Here is an 18,230-nt window from a genome sequence, read left to right as displayed (position 1 = left end):
TGAGAGGCGGCGCGTCACGACCTCACGGAGAACATGATGGACCTTATTGCTACGGCGCTTCCGGCGCTGCAGGAGGCCTTTGCGCTCATCCTACAGCCGGAACAGTTGCTCTACCTCACGTTTGGTGTCCTTCTGGGATTGTCCGTCGGGGTCTTTCCCGGCCTTGGCGGGATCGCGGGCCTCAGCCTTGTGCTGCCTTTCATTTTTGGCATGGACCCGGTCTCGGGCTTGGCACTGATGGTTGGGTTGGTCGCGGTTGTGCCAACCTCTGATACCTTTGCCTCTGTCCTGATGGGGATACCCGGTTCCTCGGCCAGTCAGGCGACGGTGCTGGACGGCTTCCCGCTGGCCCGCAAGGGCGAGGCCGCGCGTGCGCTGGCCGCGGCCTTCATCTCGTCGCTTTTCGGTGGATTGCTGGGCGCGACGATCCTGACCTTCTTCATCCTGATCGCCCGGCCACTGGTTCTGGCCTTTGCGCTGCCCGAGATGCTGGCGGTCACGCTGCTGGGTCTGGCGATGGTGGCGATCCTGGCCGGGCGCATCGCGCTCAAAGGGGTCGCGGCGGCCTGCCTTGGTCTGCTGGTCGGCACCATTGGCGAGGCGGGGCACGGCGGGTCGCTGCGGATGGTGCCCGAGTCCTGGATGTTCGCGGCCACCGGTTCGACCACCTTCGAGAGCTATCAATACCTCGCCGACGGCATCAAGCTGGTGATCGTGGGCCTTGGCATCTTTGCCATCCCCGAGATCATCAGCCTGCTGCGGCAGAACCAGGCCATTGCACGCGGCGCGCAGCTTGGGGCCGGTTGGGCGCAGGGCCTGCGTGACTGGTGGGCCAATATCTGGTTGTCGGTGCGCTGTTCCGCGATCGGGGTGATCGTCGGGGTCATTCCCGGCCTCGGCGGGTCGGTCGTCGACTGGATCGCCTATGGCCACACGGTGCAGACCGCCAAGGACCGGTCGAAGTTCGGGTCGGGTGATATTCGCGGCGTGATCGGGCCGGAAAGCTCGAACAACGCCAAGGAGGGCGGCGGCCTCGTCCCCACCCTGATCTTCGGCATCCCCGGCTCCGGCTCGATGGCCGTCTTCATCGGCGGGCTTGCGCTGCTCGGCTACGAGGCCGGGCCGCAGCTGGTGCAGAACAACCTCGACATCACCTATACGGTGGTCTGGTCGCTGGCGCTGGCCAACGTGCTGGGCGCGGGCCTGTGCATCGGCCTGTCGGGCCCCATCGCGCGGCTGACCACGATCCGCTTTACCCTGCTGGCGCCGTTCCTCTTCATGATGATCGCCTTTGCGGCCTTCCAGTCGCGGCAGTCGCTGGGGGATCTGGTGGCGCTCTTTGCTGTCGGCCTGCTGGGGATCTTCCTGCGCCGGTTCGACTGGTCGCGCCCGGCCTTTCTGATCGGCTTTGTCCTCTCGACGCAGGCCGAGAACTTCTCGGCCAATGCCAACCAGATCGCCGGGTTCAAGTTCAAGCAGGGCTGGGCCGAGGGGCTGGGCTATGTCGCCACGCCCATCGTGATCGTGATCGTGCTGCTGACCGTGGTCTCTATCTACTTCGGCATCCGCCAGTCCAAGCAGATCCGGTCCGAGGGCGACGTCGCCACCGGTGCCAAGCGCGCGCCGCTGATCTTCCTGCTGGCGATTCTGGCCTATGTCGCGACCGCCTGGGTCAACGCCTTTTCCATCAACATGATTTCGGACAAGATCTTTCCGCTGGCGGTGGCAAGCGTCGGCCTGCTGGCGCTGGTCGCGCTGCTGGTGCGGATGATGATGGCCGGCGAAGGCGATGAGATCTTTGCCGACCGCGAGGCCTCGGGCGAGGATGCGGAGGCACCGCACTCGCTCTGGGGGACGCTGGCCTGGTTCGGGGCGCTGCTGCTGCTGACCTCGGTTCTGGGCTTCGTGTTGGCGCTGGCGCTGTTCATGGTCGCCTTCTTCCGGCTGCGCGCCGGGCTGAACTGGGTCTGGAGCCTGGGTCTGACGGCGGCGGGCATCGCCTTCATCTGCTTCCTCGCGGGCATGTTGAACCGTGACTTCCCGCCGGGCCTGCTGCAGAACTACGTCAATCTGCCGTGGCCACTGACATGACGTTGACCCTGCTGTGTCTTCCGGGTGACGGCATCGGCCCCGAGATCGTGGCATCGACGCAGGCTGTCGTCCGGGCGGCCTGCGCCCGGGCGGGGGTCCCGGTGGACCTGCCGGAGGCAGAGATCGGCTTTGCCGCACTGGCCCATGAGGGGACGACCATCCCCGAGGCCGTGATCGACCGGTCCCGTGCCGCCGATGGCGTCCTCCTTGGCCCGGTGTCGCACAATGCCTATCCGCCGGTGGCCGAGGGCGGGCGCAACCCCTCTGGTGTGCTGCGCCGGGCGCTGGAGCTTTATGCCAACATCCGGCCCGCGCGGTCTCACCCGGCGGTGCCGCGTCCGGTGGCGGCCGAGGTCGACATGGTGGTTGTGCGCGAGAACCTCGAAGGGTTCTACGCCGATCGCAACATGCACATGGGCCCGGGAGAGTTCATGCCGACCCCGGATGTGGCGCTGGCGATCCGGCGCATCACCAGAGAGAATTCGCGCCAGATTGCGCGGTCCGCCTTTGAGCTTGCCACCCGGCGCGGAGGCCGTGTTGCCGTCATCCATAAGGCCAACGTGCTGCGGGTTTCGGACGGGCTGTTCCTGGAAGAGGCCCGTGCCGTTGCCGCCGATCATCCCGAGATCGAGGTCGAGGAGATCCTGATCGACGCCGCCGCCGCGCATTTTGTGCGCGACCCGGCGCGGTTCGACGTGGTGCTGGCGACGAACATGTACGGTGATATCCTCAGCGATCTTGCCGCCGAACTGGCGGGCGGTCTGGGGCTGGGCGCCTCGCTCAACCACGGCGCCACGCATGCGGTGGCGCAGGCACAGCACGGATCGGCGCCAGACATCGCAGGACAGGATCGCGCCAATCCCGGCGCGCTGATCGGATCGGCCGCCATGCTGCTGGATCGCCTTGGCCAGCCCGGCGCGGCGGGTCTGATCCGCAACGCCCTGGACACCGCGCTGGCCGCGCCGGGGACGCGCACCGCCGACCTGGGCGGCGCGCTGGGCACCGCCGCCTTTACCGAAACCCTGACTCGCCTGATCGAGGACGCCGAGACATGAAACAGACCGCCATTCCCTATCTCTTTATCCGCGGCGGCACATCGCGCGGGCCCTATTTCAATGCGGCTGACTTACCCCGGGATCGTGATCAGTTGTCCCGGGTCCTGATCTCTGTCGTGGGCGCGGGCAATCCACGCAACATCGACGGGATCGGCGGGGGCAACGCGGTGACGACCAAGGTTGCGATGCTGTCGCCCTCGGACGATCCCAAGGCGGACGTGGACTATTTCTTTGCCCAGGTCGCGGTGGACGAGGAACTGGTGGATTATGCGCCCACCTGCGGCAACATCCTGGTGGGTGTCGGCCCCGCAGCGATCGAGATGGGGATGGTTCCGGCGCAGGACGGGGTGACGCCGGTGCGCATCCGGGCCGTCAACACCGGCGCACTGGTCGAGGCAGAGGTGCAGACCCCCGGTGGCGTGGTCAACTATGACGGGGACACCGCCATCGACGGCGTGCCGGGTACGGCCGCCCCGGTGGCGCTGAACTTTCTCGACGTGGTGGGATCGCGCACCGGCGCGCTGTTCCCGACCGGCAAGGCGCGCGAAGAGATTGACGGCGTCGAGGTCAGCCTCGTCGATGTGGCGATGCCGATGATGATCGCCCGCGCCGCCGATTTCGGCATCACCGGCTATGAGACCCAGGACGAACTTGACGCCATGCCGGACCTGTTCGCGCGCATGGAGGCGGTCCGGCTGGAAGCAGGCCGGCGCATGGGCTTTGGCGACGTGTCGAAATCCGTGACACCCAAGATCGGCCTTTTGGCCGCCCCGCAGGGCGAGGGGCATTTCTGCGCCCGCTATTTCATGCCCTGGACTAGCCACCCGACGCTGGCGGTGACCGGCTCGCAGTGTCTGGCCGCCTGCGCGTTGGCACCTGGCACTGTGGCCGAGGGTCTGACCCGGCCCTTTGTGGACAGCCCCGTGACCGTGCGGATCGAACACCCGATGGGCGTGATGGATGTCCGCGTGCGTTATGACCATGACGGTGGGTTCAATTTCCGCTCTGCCGGGGTGACGCGCACCGCCCGTCTGATCGCGCGCGGAGAGGTCATGGTGCCGGCATCGGTCTGGGGCGGCCTATGATCCACACCTACGACATCCTTGCCCGCACCATCGCGCAAGAGGATCCCGGCACCTGCTTTGCCTTGTTGGGGGACGCCAACATGGCGCTGGCGACGCGCCTGGCCGAAGAGGGCTGCGGGTTCATCTATGTCCGGCACGAACATTGCGCGGTGGCCGCGGCAATGGCCCATGCCCGTAAGACCGGCGGCGTCGGACTGGCGACCGTCACCTGCGGGCCGGGTGTCACCCAGTTGATGACGGCGCTGCCCGCAGCCGTGCGGGCGCATCTGCCCCTGGTGGTTCTTGCCGGAGAGGCGCCCTTGAAGGCGGGTTGGTACAATCAGGCCATCGATCAGGCGCCCTTTGTCACGGCTTGCGGTGCGGCCTATGTCGCCGCGCATTGGCCCGCGCGGATGCCCGTCGTGATCCGCGATGCCTTTGCCCAGGCGCGTCGGGAACTGCGTCCGGTTGTCGTGGGGCTGCCCTTTGACCTGCAGGAATTGCCCTGGGACGGTCCCGGCGACCTGCCCGCGCCCTCGGCCAGCCTGATCCCCGCCGCAGGCCCGATCCCGCCCAATCCCGATGACCTGTCCCGCGTCGCCCCCGTGGTGGCACAGGCAGGCAAGATCGTCGTCATGGCCGGCATGGGTGCGGTCGAGTCCGGGGCGGGTGAGTCCGTCCATGCGCTGGCCCAGCATCTGGACGCGCCCACGGCGACCACCTTGCCCGCGCGCGGGCTTTTGCATGAGGATCCCTGTTGCCTGGGCGTGGCGGGGGGCTTTTCCCCGGAAATCGCGCGCGAGGTGCTGGGTGAGGCCGACTTGATCATCGCCATTGGGTGTTCACTGGCGCGGCACAATGCCGACGCGGGCAAGCTCTGGCCCCGGGCGCGGGTGCTGCAGGTGGACATCGACCCGGTCAGCCAAAGCCAGGGGCGCTTGGCTGCCGACCTGCACCTGCGCGCCGATGCGCGCCTTGGGGCCGAGGCGCTGGTGGAGGCCGTGCCCGCTCGCCAGACCCGCCAAAGGGGGCAGACACTTGCCCGGCGCATCGCGACCGAACCCGCCGACAGCGCCAGATTCGACATCGCCCCGGGCCAGCACGATCCCCGCGACGTGGTCGCGGCGCTGGAGTCCGCGCTGCCGCAGGGCTGGCAGATGGTCAATTCTTCGGGGCACTGTTCCTATTACTTCGCCCAGATGAACCGGCCCTATGACCAGTTCCTGACGATCCGCGAATATGGCGCCATCGGAAATGGCACCAGTTTCGCGATGGGGGTCGCCGCCGCGTGCCGCGGAACGCCGGTTGTCCTGTTCGACGGGGACGGCAGCCTGTTGATGCATATGCAAGAGCTGGAAACCTATGTTCGCCACCGCTTGCCGATCCTGACCGTGGTCCTGAACGACGGCGCCTATGGCTCGGAGATCCACAAGCTGCGGGCCGAGGGGCTGTCGGATGCGGGCGCCGTCTTTGGCCAGACCGACCTGGCCGCCATCGCACGCGGGTTTGGCGCGGCGGGCACCCGCGTCACGGATCTTGCCGACCTGCCCGAGCTTGTCGCGGCATTTGGCGCCGATCCCCGGCCGACGGTCCTGGACTTTCCCGTGAGCGATCAGGTGGTGTCTCCGGTGATAAGGCGTTCACACGGGATCAAATGACTTGGCGGCTCGGGAAATTCGGTATACCGTGGCATACAAAAGTGGAGGATCCCATGTCGTACGAGACTCACCTGGCCAGTGCCCGAACCGCGCTGGAGGCTGCGCGCCAAGAGCTTGCCCGCGAAATCGCCACCTATCCCACGCCGATTTCCGGCTGTGACGCCCAGTTCACCCGCCTTTTGAGCGACAGGAGCCGCATCGCCGACACGCTGGCCGCGCTCGCCTCTGCCCCCTTTGTGCCGACACCGCGTGTCATGGCCCCCGGCCAGAGGGTGGAAAGCCGGTGAAGGTTCATATCCTCGACGACTGGTTCGACACCTTGCGCACCCTGCCGAGCTTTGACCGGCTGCAGGGCCATGACGTCACGGTCTGGACCGACCACACCGAAGACATCGACATCCTGGCCGACCGCCTGCAAGAGGCAGAGGCGCTGGTCCTGTTCCGAGAGCGGACCCCGGTCACCGCCGCCCTGCTGGAACGGCTGCCGGGCTTGAAGCTGATCTCGCAGCGCAGCGTCTATCCCCATGTGGATGTCCCGGCCTGTACCGAAAACGGCGTGCTGCTCTGCTCCAACATGCATTCCGACACGCCCTCGATCGCGGCGTCGGAACTGACATTCGCACTGATGCTGGCCTCGGCCCGGCAGATCCCGCAGCAGATGGCCAGCCTGCGCGCGGGCCAGTGGCAGATGGGGGTGGGCCAGACGCTCGCCGGGCGGCGGCTGGGCCTTTATGGCTATGGGCGGATCGCCAAACAGGTCGCCGTCTATGCACAGGCCTTCGGGATGAAGGTCTGGTGGTGGGGATCGGACGAGGGGCGTGCCCGGGTCCGGGCCGATGGCGCAGAGCTGGCCCCCGACCGCGCCAGTTTCTTCGCTGACAGCGACTTTGTCAGCCTGCATGTGCGCCTGAAACCCGCTACGCGCGGGATCATCACCGCCGAGGATCTGCTGGCCATGAAACCCTCGGCCAGTTTCATCAACACCTCGCGGTCGGGCCTTGTCGCGCCGGGCGCGCTGGAAAAGGCGCTGGAGGTGGGGCGCCCCGGGCGTCTGGGGCTGGACGTTTTCGACACGGAACCGCTGACCGATGCCAATGATCCGCTGGTCAATCATCCCTCGGTCATCGCGACCCCGCATATCGGCTACGTCACCGAGGATGAGCTGGATATGCAGTTCGCGGATATCTACGACCAGATCAACGCCTATGCCGAGGGCGCGCCGATCCACATGATCAACCCCGACGCCCGGGGCGCGGAGTGACAGAGCTTCTTTACGCCGGGCTTGAACCGGGGACGTTTTGGGTGCTTGTCGCGGTCAGTTTCGTGTCCTCCTTCATCACCGTCGCGCTGGGCATCGGCGGGGGCGCCCTGCTGTTGGCGGTCATGGCAAGCGTCATGCCTCCGGCGGCGCTGATCCCGGTGCACGGGGTGATCCAGGTGGGATCGAACGCGCTGCGTTTGGCGGTGCTGTTTCGCCACGTGCATTGGCCGCCGGTGCTGACCTTCCTGATCGGCACGGTGATCGGGGTGGCGCTGGGCGGGGCGCTGGTGGTCAACCTGCCGCCGGGGGCGATTCTGATTGGGGTCGGCGGTTTCGTGATCTGGTCGGTGCTCAGCCGCCCGCCCGCATGGTTGTCGCGCCTGCCGGTCGTGACCGGGCTGATTTCCAGTTTCCTGACCATGTTCTTTGGCGCCACCGGGGTTTTTGTCGCCAATTTCACCAAGTCCCTGAACCTGCCCCGACAGGCGCATGTCGCCAGCCACGCGGCCTTCATGACGGCGCAACACCTGGCCAAGGTGCTGGCCTTTGGCCTGCTGGGGTTTGCCTTCGGTCCCTGGCTGGGGTTCCTCGCGGCGATGATCCTGGCCGGGTTCCTGGGCACGCTGGGCGGGCGCCTGATCCTTGACCGGCTCAGCGATCACGGATTTCGCCGGGTGCTGGACGTGGTGCTGATCCTGATCTCGATCCGGCTGATCTGGACCGGCCTGTCCTCGCTCCTGTGACGCCGCCCGCTCGGGCGTCGACGGATCGGAATCGCTTCGCTAGGCTTGGATCAGGGCCGGGGCGTGCGGCCCGAGTCGGGGCAACGGCAAGGGGACAGAGACGATGAGAACAGCGGGACTGGCACTGGCGGGATTTCTGTCGGCGGCGCCGGCCTGGGCCGAGTTCACCACCGGCGATGCGCTGGTGATCGGGAACGCGCGCTATGGCGAGACCGTGACGGCCTTTGGCCCCGATGCGGTGCGGGCGGTGGCCAGGGCGCTGCGCCTGCGCGGGCAAGAGGTCGAACAGTTGGCCAATGGCGGTGCTGACGCGATGCGGCAGGCCCTGGACGGTTTCGTGGCCGCGATCGACGAGGGCGAGACGCCGCTGATCGTGGTGCTGTCGGGCCTGTTCGCCTTGGACGACGGCGGGCCAGTTCTGCGCCCGGCGGGCCGCGAGGCGTCCGAGGCTGCGGGTCTGTCGCTTGCGGCGGTGCTGGAGGTGCTGGCCCAAAGCCCGCGCCGGGCCTTTCTCGTGCTGGGCGAGGCCGGTGAGGGGGCGGGCCTTGAGGCGCTGAAGATCCCCGAGGGCGTGACCGTGATCCGTGGTCCCGCCGCCAAGGTGGCAGAGTTTGCCGCCCGTGAAATGGCGCAACCGGCCTTGCCGCTGGAGAAATCCGCCGACTGGTACGACTTGGCGCTGTCCGGCCATGTCAGCGAAGACCTGACGATCCTGACCCATACCGAGGTGCGACCGCCGAGCGAGGCGGAACAGGCTGCCGCCCGGGACCGGATCGCCCGGCTGGACGAGGCAGCCTGGCAGCGCGCCGTCGAACGCGGGGCGTTCCAGGCCTATCTGGACAGCTATCCTGAGGGCATTCACGCCGAGGCGGCCCTGCAAAGGCGTGACGGCGAACCCGCGGTCAGCCCGGCCCAGGCAGAGACGGCCCTGGCGTTGGACGCCGGTGCGCGCAGGGCAATCCAGCGCAACCTGGCGCGGCTGGGGCATAGGACACGCGGCATCGACGGGATCTTTGGCCCCGGCACGCGCGGCGCGATCACCGCGTGGCAACGGCAGATCGGGGCCGCTCCGACCGGCTATCTGGATGCGGCGCAGGTTGCGCGGTTGGCAAAGGAGGCGGGGCAGGCGCCTGCGCGCTCAGCGCCCCGGCCCCGGCGGGCGCGCAACGTCGTCTCGGCGCAGGAGGCCGCAACCTGGAACATGGCGCGGGGGCAACAGGGGTTGCGCGCCTATCTTGGCCAGTACCCCGACGGCGCCTTTGCGGCGCGCGCGCGGGTCAAGCTGAGCAACATGCAGCGCGGCGTGCGCCAATAAGCGGTCAGCGCGCCCGGGCCGCCTTGCGGGCCCGCTTGGCGGACAGCATCTCTTTCAGGACCTCGGGACGGGGGCGCCAGTCATAGCGGTCGTCCGCCCGGGTCTTTTGCCAATGCAGGGCGCCGCCGTTGCGCCAGGGGTCCAGCACCACGCCGTCATAGATCGTGCCGCCGCGCGGGCTGATGACCGCCGTGTGATGGATGATCCGGAAGGGTGAGCGGGGCGAGATCGCGCGCAGCGCCGACAGGGTGCGAAAGTTCTCTTGGCTGAGGCGGCGGTGCATGTCCTCGGCCCAGTGGTTGCACAGCCCGCGTTCGCGCTCGCCGCTGTGGACCTTGGCGTTATGGATCAACGGCGGGTCGGTGATGCCGTAGTCCTGCGTCAACTGGCGGGAATAGGTATAGGCGATCCGCGCGGCGCGGTCGGCCTCTCGCGGGTCGACGTTGGGGCCGAGCCCCCGGATTTCCGCCGCCAGAGCGTCGATGTCCCGCTGCCCGAATTCCGGGCTGACGGTGGTGCAGCCACCGACGGCCAGCATGGCCAGCGCCACCAGCATCATTGCGAAACGCTTTGTCATGGTTATCCCACCCGAAGTTCCCAGCAGCATCGCCCAAGGCCATAGCCCCGGCGCGCCGGATGTGCCAGACCTCGGGCGGGTTTTGCGCCCTGCGTGATGCAGCGACGGCGCGGAACGCTACAGGGCAAAGGCCTTTTGTGCCGCGGGCCGGGCCAGAAGGCGATCTACATAGGCCCTGAGGTTGGGCATCCCGGAATAATCGACGCCAAATCTCTCGCACATGATGCAGGCATGTCCGGTGATCGTGTCGGCGGCGGTGAACTCTCCGGCCAGGTAGTCACGGTCGGCCATGTGGGCATCCACCGTCTGCACCATGCGCGTCATCAGTTTCAGCGCCCGCTTGGCGTGTTCCTCGGACCGGCGTTCGGGTTTCAGGATGATGGTTTCCACGACGTAGTTGTTCATCGGTCCCATGATCATGCCTTCGCCGTAGTGCAACCATTGCAGGTACTGAGGAAAGGCCGGGGACTCGACCGGCGGCACCAGCTTGCCGTGCCCGTGGCGCGCCACCAGGTACTCGGCGATGGCGGGGGATTCAAAGATCCGCACGTCGCCGTCCTCCAGCACCGGGATACGGCCGTTGGGGCTGATTTCCAGGAACTCGGGCGCGCGCATGGCCGGATCGCCCAGTTTCTCGAAGCGGTGCAATTCGAAATCCAGCCCCAGTTCGTACATCAGCCAGGCGGTCCGCACGGCGCGGGTGTCGGGAGCGAAATAGAGTTTCATCAGGGTCTCCGGTTGATGGGGCGCGCGGGTCCCCTTTGGTGATGTCCGGGCCGGACGGTCGTCTTGCCGGTTTGCGCGTTATTGGGTAGCGGTTGGGGCAGGACAGTCAACCGGCAGGTACCGCCCATGATCGACGCCCATTTCTGGCCCACGCCCAACGGGTGGAAAATCTCCATCGCGCTGGAGGAAATGGGGCTCGACTATCGCGTGGTGCCGGTCAACATCCTGCGCGGCGAACAGTTCGACCCGGAGTTCCTGAAGATCAGCCCGAACAACAGGATGCCCGCCATCGTGGACCATGCGCCCGAAGGCGGCGGCGCGCCGATATCCGTGTTTGAGGGGGCCGCGATCCTGATCTACCTGGCCGAGAAGACGGGCCAGTTCCTGCCCGCCGACCTGCGCGGGCGGACCGAGGTGCTGGAATGGCTGATGTGGCAGGCCGCCGGGGTCGGGCCGATGTTCGGGCAGGCGGGCCATTTCAAGTTCTACGCGCCGGAGCCGAACCCCTACGGTCTGGAACGCTACACGACAGAGGCGCTGCGTCTCTACGGCGTGCTGGACCGGCGGCTGGAAGGGCGTGACTACATCTGCGACGCCTGTTCGATTGCCGATTTCGCGACTTGGCCCTGGGTCGTCACCTATCGCAAACAGGAAATCGACCTGGACCAGTTTCCCAATGTCCGCCGCTGGTATGACCTGATGAAGACCCGCCCGGGGCTGCGGCGCGGCTATGACCTGGGCAAGGACCTGGGCAAGCCGCAGGGCAAGTGGGACGAGGAGGCGCGAAAGCACCTGATGCCGCGCAGCACGCAGGAGAGGGGATAGCCGCGTATCACCCGGCGCGCAAATGGGCCAGCATGGTTTCGGCACCGGAAACCTGTACTGGCACGCCCGGTGGATTGTCCCTCAGTCCCGGTTCGGAAAAGAGCGCGGTGATCTCGCCGTCCTCGACCAGCATGGAATAGCGCCAGCTGCGCAGGCCCATGCCTTGTGCCGACCGGTCGACCAGCATGCCCATCTGCCGGGTGAAATCGCCATTTCCATCGGGCAGCATCATGACTTTTTCGATCCCCTGTGCGCGCGCCCATTGAAACATGACGAAGGCATCGTTGACCGACAGGCAGATCACGCGGTCGATCCCATGCTCGCGAAAGGCGTCGTAGTGGCCTTCGTAGCCGGGCAGATGGGTTTCGGAACAAGCGGGGGTAAAGGCCCCGGGCAGCGCGAAAAGCACCACGCGTTGACGGTCGAACAGTTGGGCGCTGGTCACGTCCCGCCATTCATAGGGATTGTCGCCGCCCGGGGCCTCGTTGCGTTGGCGGGTGTGAAAGACGGTTTCGGGGACGCGCTGCGGGGTCATGTCCGGGCTCCTGTTGCAGGTCGGTACGGCCTGACCCAAAGTAGTCTCTCCGGGCCGACGGTAAAGCGCCCAAGTTGACGAGAGAGACGATGCCCGACCTGCTGCCCGATCTTCCCGGCTATGGCGCGCTGCGCGCCTTCGCTCCTGCCGCGCGTGGCCCGCGCATGACCAAGCTTTTGCGAGACCTGGATGCGGCGATTTCCGCCTGTGACCTGCGCGACGGGGCCACGGTGTCGTTTCACCACCACCTGCGCAACGGTGACGATGTGCTGAACATGGTGATGGCAGCGCTGTCACGCCGGGGGCTGAAGGATCTGCACGTCGCGGCCAGTTCGATCTTTCCGGTGCATGCGCCCCTTGTCGATCACATCCGCAACGGCACTGTCTCACGCGTCTCTGCCGCCTTCATCTCGGGCCCGGTAGGAGAGGCGATCTCGACCGGTGTGCTGCCGAACCCGGCGGTCCTGATGACACATGGCGGACGGGCGCGGGCGCTGGATGCGGGGGAGATCGTGATAGACGCGGCTTTTGTCGCTGCGCCGGCCGCGGACGAGATGGGCAATGTCTCTGGCAGCACGGGACCGACCGCCTGTGGCACGATGGGCTATCCCATGACCGATGTTGCGGTCGCGCGCCGCACCGTGGCCATCACCGACACGCTGGTCCCCTACCCGGCGCCCGCCATCGACATCCCGCAAGGGCAGGTGGATCACGTGGTACAGGTGCCGCGCATCGGCGATCCCGGCGGCATCGCCTCTGGCACGACGCGCCCGGCAGAAGACCCCGTCAGCCTCTCCATTGCCGACAGCGCCGCGCGTACCATCACCGCCAGCGGGCTGCTGGCCGAGGGGTTTTCCTTTCAGACCGGGGCCGGGGGCGCCTCGCTGGCGACCGCTGCCGCGGTTGGCCGGCAGATGGCGGAGCTTGGCGTCGCGGGCAGTTTCTGTTCCGGGGGGATCACCGGCTTTCACGTCGAGATGCTGCGTGCGGGGCTCTTTCGCGGTTTGATGGACGTGCAGTGTTTCGACCTCGACGCGGTGCGGTCCTACCGCGACGATCCCCGGCACCAGGCCATGTCGGCAGCCACCTATGCGGCGTCCCATATTGGCGGGGCGGTGGTCGACCGGGTCGACGCGGTGGTGCTGGGCGCGGCCGAGGTCGATCTGGATTTCAACGTCAACGTGACCACGCGGGCGGGCGGCATTCTGATCGGCGGGTCCGGCGGGCATGCGGATACGGCTGCGGGCGCGCGGCTTTCCATCGTCACGACTCGCCTGACCGCCGCCGGTTTTGCCAAGATCGTGCCGCAGGTGGGCACGCTGACCACGCCGGGCCAGACCATCGACGTGGTGGTGACTGAGGCGGGGCTGGCGGTGAACCCGGCGCGGGACGAGCTGGCGGACCGGCTGCGCCGGGCGGGCCTGGCCGTGCGTCCGATCGAGGACCTAGCGCGCGAGGCCGCCGCCGCCGCGCGCCAGCCGGTTCCGCCCCGGGTCGACGGGCGGGTGGTCGCCATCAGCGAATACCGAGACGGCAGCGTGACCGACCTTGTCCGTCAAATCGGCCCGGACTGACACTTTGCCGTGACACGGCGCTGGTATTCCGTGCCGAAACCGCGACAATCGCGGCGGATGCGCTATGGTTCTTGGCGGGTTCAGGCCGCTGTCCGCACGACAAGACGGAATGCGGTGTTCAACAGGGAAAGAGGTTTCAGGATGACAACAGACATCCAGTTCAAGCGGTCCTGGCGTGTTTGGGCCGGGGCCTGTGCGCTGGCGCTGATGCTGCCGGTGGCTGGGTTTGCCCAGGATGCCGCACCGATCCAGGTCGATACGATGCGCCTGACGTCGGAACAGCCGGTCACGATGGATACCTTCTTTGGCACGGTTCAGGCCAGCGACATGCTGGGCCTGTCCTACGAGGCGGGCGGCTGCGTGGTCGAGGTCTCGGACAAGGCCAAGCGCGCGCGTGTCGCCTCTGCCGGGCAGGTGCTGGTGCGGCTGGATGACAAGCGGTCCATGCTGGCGCTGCGCACCGCAGAGTCGCGGGTTGCCGAACTGGCCGCCACCATCGAAGAGCGCGAGTTGGACATTCAGTCCGCCATTGCCGATGACAAGCGCCGTCAGCAGGAACTGGACCTGACCACCGCCGAATACGAACGCAACAGCACCATGCTGGGCCGTGGCCTGATCAACGAGACCACGATGGAAGGGGTCGAGCGCCGTTTCATGGAGGCGCAGTTTGCAGCCGACCGCGCGCAAGAGGCCATCGCCACCGCCCGCGCCGCCAAGCGCCGCGCCGAGATTGCCCATGAGATCGGGCAACTGGATCTGCAGACCGCGCAGCTCAACCACGAACAACTGGTGCTGACCGCGCCCATCGACGGGGTGCTGGTGGGCTTTGAAACCAACGTGGGCGATTGCGTCTCGGCCGGGGAGCGCGCCGCACAGATCTATGCGCCCAGCGAGAAATCCGTGGATGTCTTCATCCTTATCAGCCGCCTGTCCGCAAGCGGTCCGGCGGGGATTTCCGATGGGTCTGCCGTGCGCATCACCCGCGTGAATGGCCAGGTCTGCGCCGGGACGATCACCCGTTTCGACACCGAGGCGGACCTGGAAAACCAGTTCGTCAAGGCCACCATCGAGGTTGACGAGACCTGCGCCCCCGATCTGTTCCTGAACGAGGCGGTCGAGGTCGAGGCGATGCTGGACTCCAGTGACGATACCTTCGAGATTCCCACCGACGCGCTGACCAATGGGGACACGGTCTTTCTTGTGGACGAAGAGGGGGTGACGTTGCAGGAAGTCGCGGTCGAGATCCTCAAGACCGGACCGCGTGAAACCATTGCGCGCATTCCCGGCGGGGCCGGGCGGCTGATCGTCAGCGATGCCCTTGCCGGACTGGGCGAGGGGCAGACGGTGGCGCTGCGTTGATCCTTTTGCGGTGATCCCGCCCGGTCAGGGCGGGGTCAGCGTGCCCCGCATGGTCGCGGAATAAAGGAAATCCTCGAGATCCTCGGTGTTGATTGGCTTGGTCATCAGCACCGTCTGTGCCGCGTCGCACATCTGGCGCAACTCGGTCGAGCGGTTGGCCGACATCAGGCGCGCGGGCAGGGCCGGATCGCGTGCCCGCAACTGCCGGACCAGGGCCAACCCGTCCTGACCTTCGCCCAGGTGATAATCCGCCAAGAGCGCATCCGGCAGGATGCCGATGTCATGCAGCAGGGCGCGCGCCTCCTCGACGCTGCCCGCGTCCAGCACGCTGCCGCCCCAGCGTTCGATGAGCAGACCCAGCGCGCGGCGCAATTCCTCGTCGTTTTCGACCAGCAGCACGATCAGCCCGCTGTCACGCAGACGCTGCCGGGCTGCCGGGCTCTTGCGGGGGACGGGCATCTCGTTCGGGCCGCTCACCCGTTGCGCGCTGAAAAAGAACCGCGTGCCGCGCCCCAGCTCCGAACTCACGCCAAGCGGATGGCGCAGCTGCGCGCAGGCGCGTTCCACGATCGCCAGGCCAAGGCCCAGCCCCTCGTTCACGCTGCTCTTGCTGTCCAGCCGCTCGAACTCGCGGAAGATCCGTTCCTGGTCGGCCTCGGCGATGCCGGGCCCGGTGTCCCAGACCTCGAACCGGATCGTGTTGCCCTGTCGCCGGGCACCCACCAGCACACGGCCTTTTTCGGTATAGCGCACCGCGTTGGCGATCAGGTTTTGCAGGATGCGGCGCAGGAACCCCGGGTCGCTGGCCACGCTGCCCGAGGCCGGAACCACCCGCAGGTCCAGCCCCTTGAGCGCGGCGAGGGGGGCGAATTCGTCTTGCAGCCGCTGCAGGAGCTGGTTCACCGAAACGGAGGTGATGTCGAGGCTGGCGGCACCGGAATCGAGTTTCGAGATGTCCAGCAGCGCGTCGATGATCTTTTCGACGCTGTCCATCGCGCTCAGCGCCTTGGTGGCATGTTGCCGCGTGATGTCATCCCCGTCGCCCTCGGCGATCCCCGAGATATAGAGCTTTGCCGCCGACAGCGGTTGCAAAAGGTCGTGGCTGGCCGCCGCGACAAAGCGCGACTTGGAGGCATTGGCCCGTTCCGCCGTGACCAGCGCATCCTCCAGTTCCAGCGTGCGTTCCATCACCCGCCGTTCCAGCAGTTCATTGGCCTCTTCGAGTGCCCGCGCCGCCTGGCGTTCGACGGAAACGTCGGTAAAGGAGATCACGAACCCCCGGTCGGGCATTTCCTGCGCAAAGACGTCCAGGGTGATATCGCTCTCGGCCCGGATCTCGAACCGCAGGGCCTGGCGCCCGCGGTCCTGGTGGGCCCAGGCGCGCAGGTCCTCGGCGGTCATGACATCGGCGTCAAAGCGGGTTTCCAGCTGTTCTATCAGCCGATCGAAATCCACGCCCAGCCGCAGCGTGGCGATGGGCAGGGACAGCATCTCGCCGATCTTGTCGTTCCAGCCCACCAGCCGCGCGTCGCGGTCAAAGATGCAGACCCCCTGGTTGAGGTGATCCAGCGTCGCCCGCAGCATCCGCGCCTGGCTGTCCAGCAGCTTGCCGCGTTCCTGCCGTTCCAGCCGCATGATGTCGGTCACGTCGGTCTGCAGCACCACGGTGCCGCCGTCCGGCGTGCGGTGTTCGCTGACCTGCAACCAGCGGTCCCAGATCAGGCGCACGTTGAAGATCGCGTGCCGGTCCTTGTGCCGTTTCAGCCGCTGTTCCGCCCATTGCGCGGGGCTGACGACCTCCGGCAGTTGCAGGAACCGGCTTTCGCTGACCGCCTGAACGTAATCGGCAAAGGGCAGTCCCTCTGCCAGGCGCGGCTGCACGTCGTGCAGCGGCAGGCTGAACCGGCTGTTCCACATCACCAGCTTGTCGGCGCTGTCGAAAAGGCCAAACCCCTCCTGCACCGCCTCGATCGCGTTGGCCAGGTTCTTGCGGGCGTGTTCGGCCTCGTGCTTGGCGCGGGCCAGGGCGGCGTTTGACTGGTTCAGCAGGTCCAGCGTGTATTCCAGGTCGCGGGTGCGCTGGCGCACCTGGTCTTCCAGCATGGCGGCGCGTTCGAACTGGGCATAGGCGGCGCCGGACTGGTCTGTGTCCTGTTCGACCCGGCGCATCAGCGCCTCGCTGATCCGCAGCAGTTTTTCGTTCTGACGTTCCAGAGGGTCGTTGGGGTTGATCAGGAAATGCGTCATGTCTCCCTGCATGGACCCTCCGGGGCATAGATCGCGACTCCGGTCATGGTCTGGTTGACATGCATCCCGTTGACCTGCTCGCCATAGGTGGAAAACCCGGTGACCCTGTGCCGCGTCAGCACATCGTCAAGGGGCCGTTTCAACTGGCGTTTTTCTGCCTCTATCCGGCGCAGAACGCAATCGCAGGCCAGGATCGCCTGGGGTTTTTCACCCCGCGACAGCTCGCTCAACTGCTGGTCCAGGTGGTCGACGATATGGGCCGCTTCGGCCAGCGTCAGCACCAGTCCCTCGTCGATGGCCGAAAAGAATTCAAGCGCGCCGTCCTCTGTCACGCGCTTGATGGCGCGGACATGGTGGCTGCCGCCCAGGCGCACCACCATCGGGCTGTCGGCAAAGGTGAAGGTGTCGATCTGGTTCGGATCCTTGCCCAGGAGGCGCCCCAGTTCGCGCGCCGCCGGTTCGGCGTTGATCTCGTGCACCAGGCGGCGCGAAGGATCCGCGCGGGTCACCACCATGCGCAGGTCGGTGGGGGTGAAATGGTTGACGCTGAACACCCGCAGCCGGCAGGTGCTGCGCACCAGGGCCATGACGGCGGCCTTTTCGTGGCAGACCCCGTTCAGCGCGACGAAGGTATGTTCGAACCGCACCCCGTCCCCGGCAGAGCCGCCGAACAGCTGTGTCGGTCCCAGCCCGGCGGTGAGGGACGAGGCCAGCCTGTCCTCCTGCATCGACAGGCCATCGACCATGAGAAAGGCGAATTCCTCGGTCATCTCGGGGGCGCGGGCGCCCAGCTCGGCGCGGGCACGGATCGTGCGCTGGGTCATCTCGTTGCTGGGCAGGTTTTCCAGGTCCTCGTACAGCAGGACCTCGGCTTCGAAACAGCGTTGCGGCAGCGCCATCGCCACCACCTGTTCCTCGACATAGCCGGCGCCCATCGCGATCTCTCCGGCGGTGGTGCAGGCCATGACCGGGGCATCGCCCAACCGCGACTGCAGGCCCGTCACCAGCGTCTGGAAAGGCGTCGAGGGGCTGCAAAATATCATCACGACGGCAAAGGGGCCATCCCCCAGCCCTTCGGCAAGCCGGTTGATCAGGTCGGGTGCGTCGCAATCGGCGCGGGCTGTCCGCAGAACGGCGTCGTTATCGACACCCCCCTCGGACGGAGAGGCTCCTCCGTCCATCGGTTCTCCTCCCCAGGTG

16 protein-coding genes are annotated in these 18,230 nt (G+C 66.9%); 11 read left to right on the top strand and 5 right to left on the bottom strand.

Annotation, left to right across the window (positions count from 1 at the left end):
• The first annotated feature begins 36 nt into the window (after positions 1-36).
• The 8 genes from KZZ07_RS01650 to KZZ07_RS01615 all read left to right on the top strand — a co-directional run bounded on the left by KZZ07_RS01650 (position 37) and on the right by KZZ07_RS01615 (position 9,187).
• Positions 37-2,091, top strand: a complete 2,055-nt coding sequence (locus tag KZZ07_RS01650; RefSeq protein ID WP_219511788.1) for a tripartite tricarboxylate transporter permease — start codon at positions 37-39, stop codon at positions 2,089-2,091.
• On the top strand, positions 2,088-3,146 hold the full coding sequence (locus KZZ07_RS01645) for an isocitrate/isopropylmalate dehydrogenase family protein (RefSeq protein WP_255564100.1): 1,059 nt from the start codon (positions 2,088-2,090) through the stop codon (positions 3,144-3,146). Before KZZ07_RS01650 ends, KZZ07_RS01645 begins: the two co-directional genes overlap by 4 nt.
• On the top strand, positions 3,143-4,231 hold the full coding sequence (locus KZZ07_RS01640; RefSeq protein ID WP_219511785.1) for a 4-oxalomesaconate tautomerase: 1,089 nt from the start codon (positions 3,143-3,145) through the stop codon (positions 4,229-4,231). The genes KZZ07_RS01645 and KZZ07_RS01640 overlap by 4 nt, the downstream gene beginning before the upstream one ends.
• Positions 4,228-5,868 (top strand): thiamine pyrophosphate-binding protein, encoded by a 1,641-nt coding sequence (locus tag KZZ07_RS01635; RefSeq protein ID WP_219511783.1) that lies wholly within the window; start codon positions 4,228-4,230, stop codon positions 5,866-5,868. Before KZZ07_RS01640 ends, KZZ07_RS01635 begins: the two co-directional genes overlap by 4 nt.
• A gap of 53 nt (positions 5,869-5,921) precedes the next feature.
• Positions 5,922-6,155 (top strand): hypothetical protein, encoded by a 234-nt coding sequence (locus KZZ07_RS01630; RefSeq protein ID WP_219511780.1) that lies wholly within the window; start codon positions 5,922-5,924, stop codon positions 6,153-6,155.
• Positions 6,152-7,129 carry a D-2-hydroxyacid dehydrogenase family protein gene (locus tag KZZ07_RS01625; protein WP_219511777.1) on the top strand — a complete coding sequence of 326 codons (978 nt, stop codon included), beginning with the start codon at positions 6,152-6,154 and terminating at the stop codon, positions 7,127-7,129. The genes KZZ07_RS01630 and KZZ07_RS01625 overlap by 4 nt, the downstream gene beginning before the upstream one ends.
• Positions 7,126-7,872, top strand: coding sequence for a sulfite exporter TauE/SafE family protein (locus KZZ07_RS01620; protein WP_219511775.1), 747 nt, complete (start codon positions 7,126-7,128; stop codon positions 7,870-7,872). Before KZZ07_RS01625 ends, KZZ07_RS01620 begins: the two co-directional genes overlap by 4 nt.
• Positions 7,873-7,975: 103 nt before the next feature.
• Positions 7,976-9,187: a peptidoglycan-binding domain-containing protein gene (locus tag KZZ07_RS01615; RefSeq protein WP_219511773.1), complete on the top strand. Its 1,212-nt coding sequence runs from the start codon at positions 7,976-7,978 to the stop codon at positions 9,185-9,187.
• Between the two features lie 4 nt (positions 9,188-9,191).
• Here KZZ07_RS01615 and KZZ07_RS01610 read toward each other — a convergent pair whose 3' ends face one another.
• A complete protein-coding gene (locus tag KZZ07_RS01610) occupies positions 9,192-9,764 on the bottom strand; it encodes a hypothetical protein (protein ID WP_219511770.1) in 573 nt (190 codons plus the stop codon).
• Between the two features lie 117 nt (positions 9,765-9,881).
• A complete protein-coding gene (locus tag KZZ07_RS01605; protein ID WP_219511767.1) occupies positions 9,882-10,490 on the bottom strand; it encodes a glutathione S-transferase family protein in 609 nt (202 codons plus the stop codon).
• 126 nt (positions 10,491-10,616) lie between these two features.
• Between KZZ07_RS01605 and KZZ07_RS01600 the strand changes: the two genes are divergently transcribed.
• On the top strand, positions 10,617-11,315 hold the full coding sequence (locus KZZ07_RS01600) for a glutathione S-transferase N-terminal domain-containing protein (protein WP_219511764.1): 699 nt from the start codon (positions 10,617-10,619) through the stop codon (positions 11,313-11,315).
• Positions 11,316-11,322: 7 nt separating this feature from the next.
• Here the strand turns inward: KZZ07_RS01600 and KZZ07_RS01595 are convergent, their stop codons facing one another.
• On the bottom strand, positions 11,323-11,850 hold the full coding sequence (locus KZZ07_RS01595; RefSeq protein ID WP_219511760.1) for a peroxiredoxin: 528 nt from the start codon (positions 11,848-11,850) through the stop codon (positions 11,323-11,325).
• A gap of 89 nt (positions 11,851-11,939) precedes the next feature.
• On the opposite strand from KZZ07_RS01595, the gene citF reads away from it, so the two are divergent.
• Positions 11,940-13,424 carry a citrate lyase subunit alpha gene (gene citF, locus KZZ07_RS01590; RefSeq protein WP_219511727.1) on the top strand — a complete coding sequence of 495 codons (1,485 nt, stop codon included), beginning with the start codon at positions 11,940-11,942 and terminating at the stop codon, positions 13,422-13,424.
• Between the two features lie 141 nt (positions 13,425-13,565).
• Positions 13,566-14,783 (top strand): efflux RND transporter periplasmic adaptor subunit, encoded by a 1,218-nt coding sequence (locus KZZ07_RS01585; RefSeq protein WP_219511714.1) that lies wholly within the window; start codon positions 13,566-13,568, stop codon positions 14,781-14,783.
• Between the two features lie 24 nt (positions 14,784-14,807).
• Here KZZ07_RS01585 and KZZ07_RS01580 read toward each other — a convergent pair whose 3' ends face one another.
• The gene (locus KZZ07_RS01580) at positions 14,808-17,030 is read right to left on the bottom strand and encodes a hybrid sensor histidine kinase/response regulator (protein ID WP_219512237.1); all 2,223 of its coding nucleotides are present in this window, start codon (positions 17,028-17,030) and stop codon (positions 14,808-14,810) included.
• On the bottom strand, positions 17,027-18,211 hold the full coding sequence (locus tag KZZ07_RS01575) for an FIST N-terminal domain-containing protein (RefSeq protein ID WP_219511712.1): 1,185 nt from the start codon (positions 18,209-18,211) through the stop codon (positions 17,027-17,029). Before KZZ07_RS01575 ends, KZZ07_RS01580 begins: the two co-directional genes overlap by 4 nt.
• Positions 18,212-18,230: the final 19 nt, after the last annotated feature.

The sequence above is a fragment of the Mameliella sp. CS4 genome, from assembly GCF_019392335.1.
GTDB lineage: Bacteria > Pseudomonadota > Alphaproteobacteria > Rhodobacterales > Rhodobacteraceae > Antarctobacter.
This window is presented reverse-complemented; position numbering and strand designations above follow the sequence as displayed.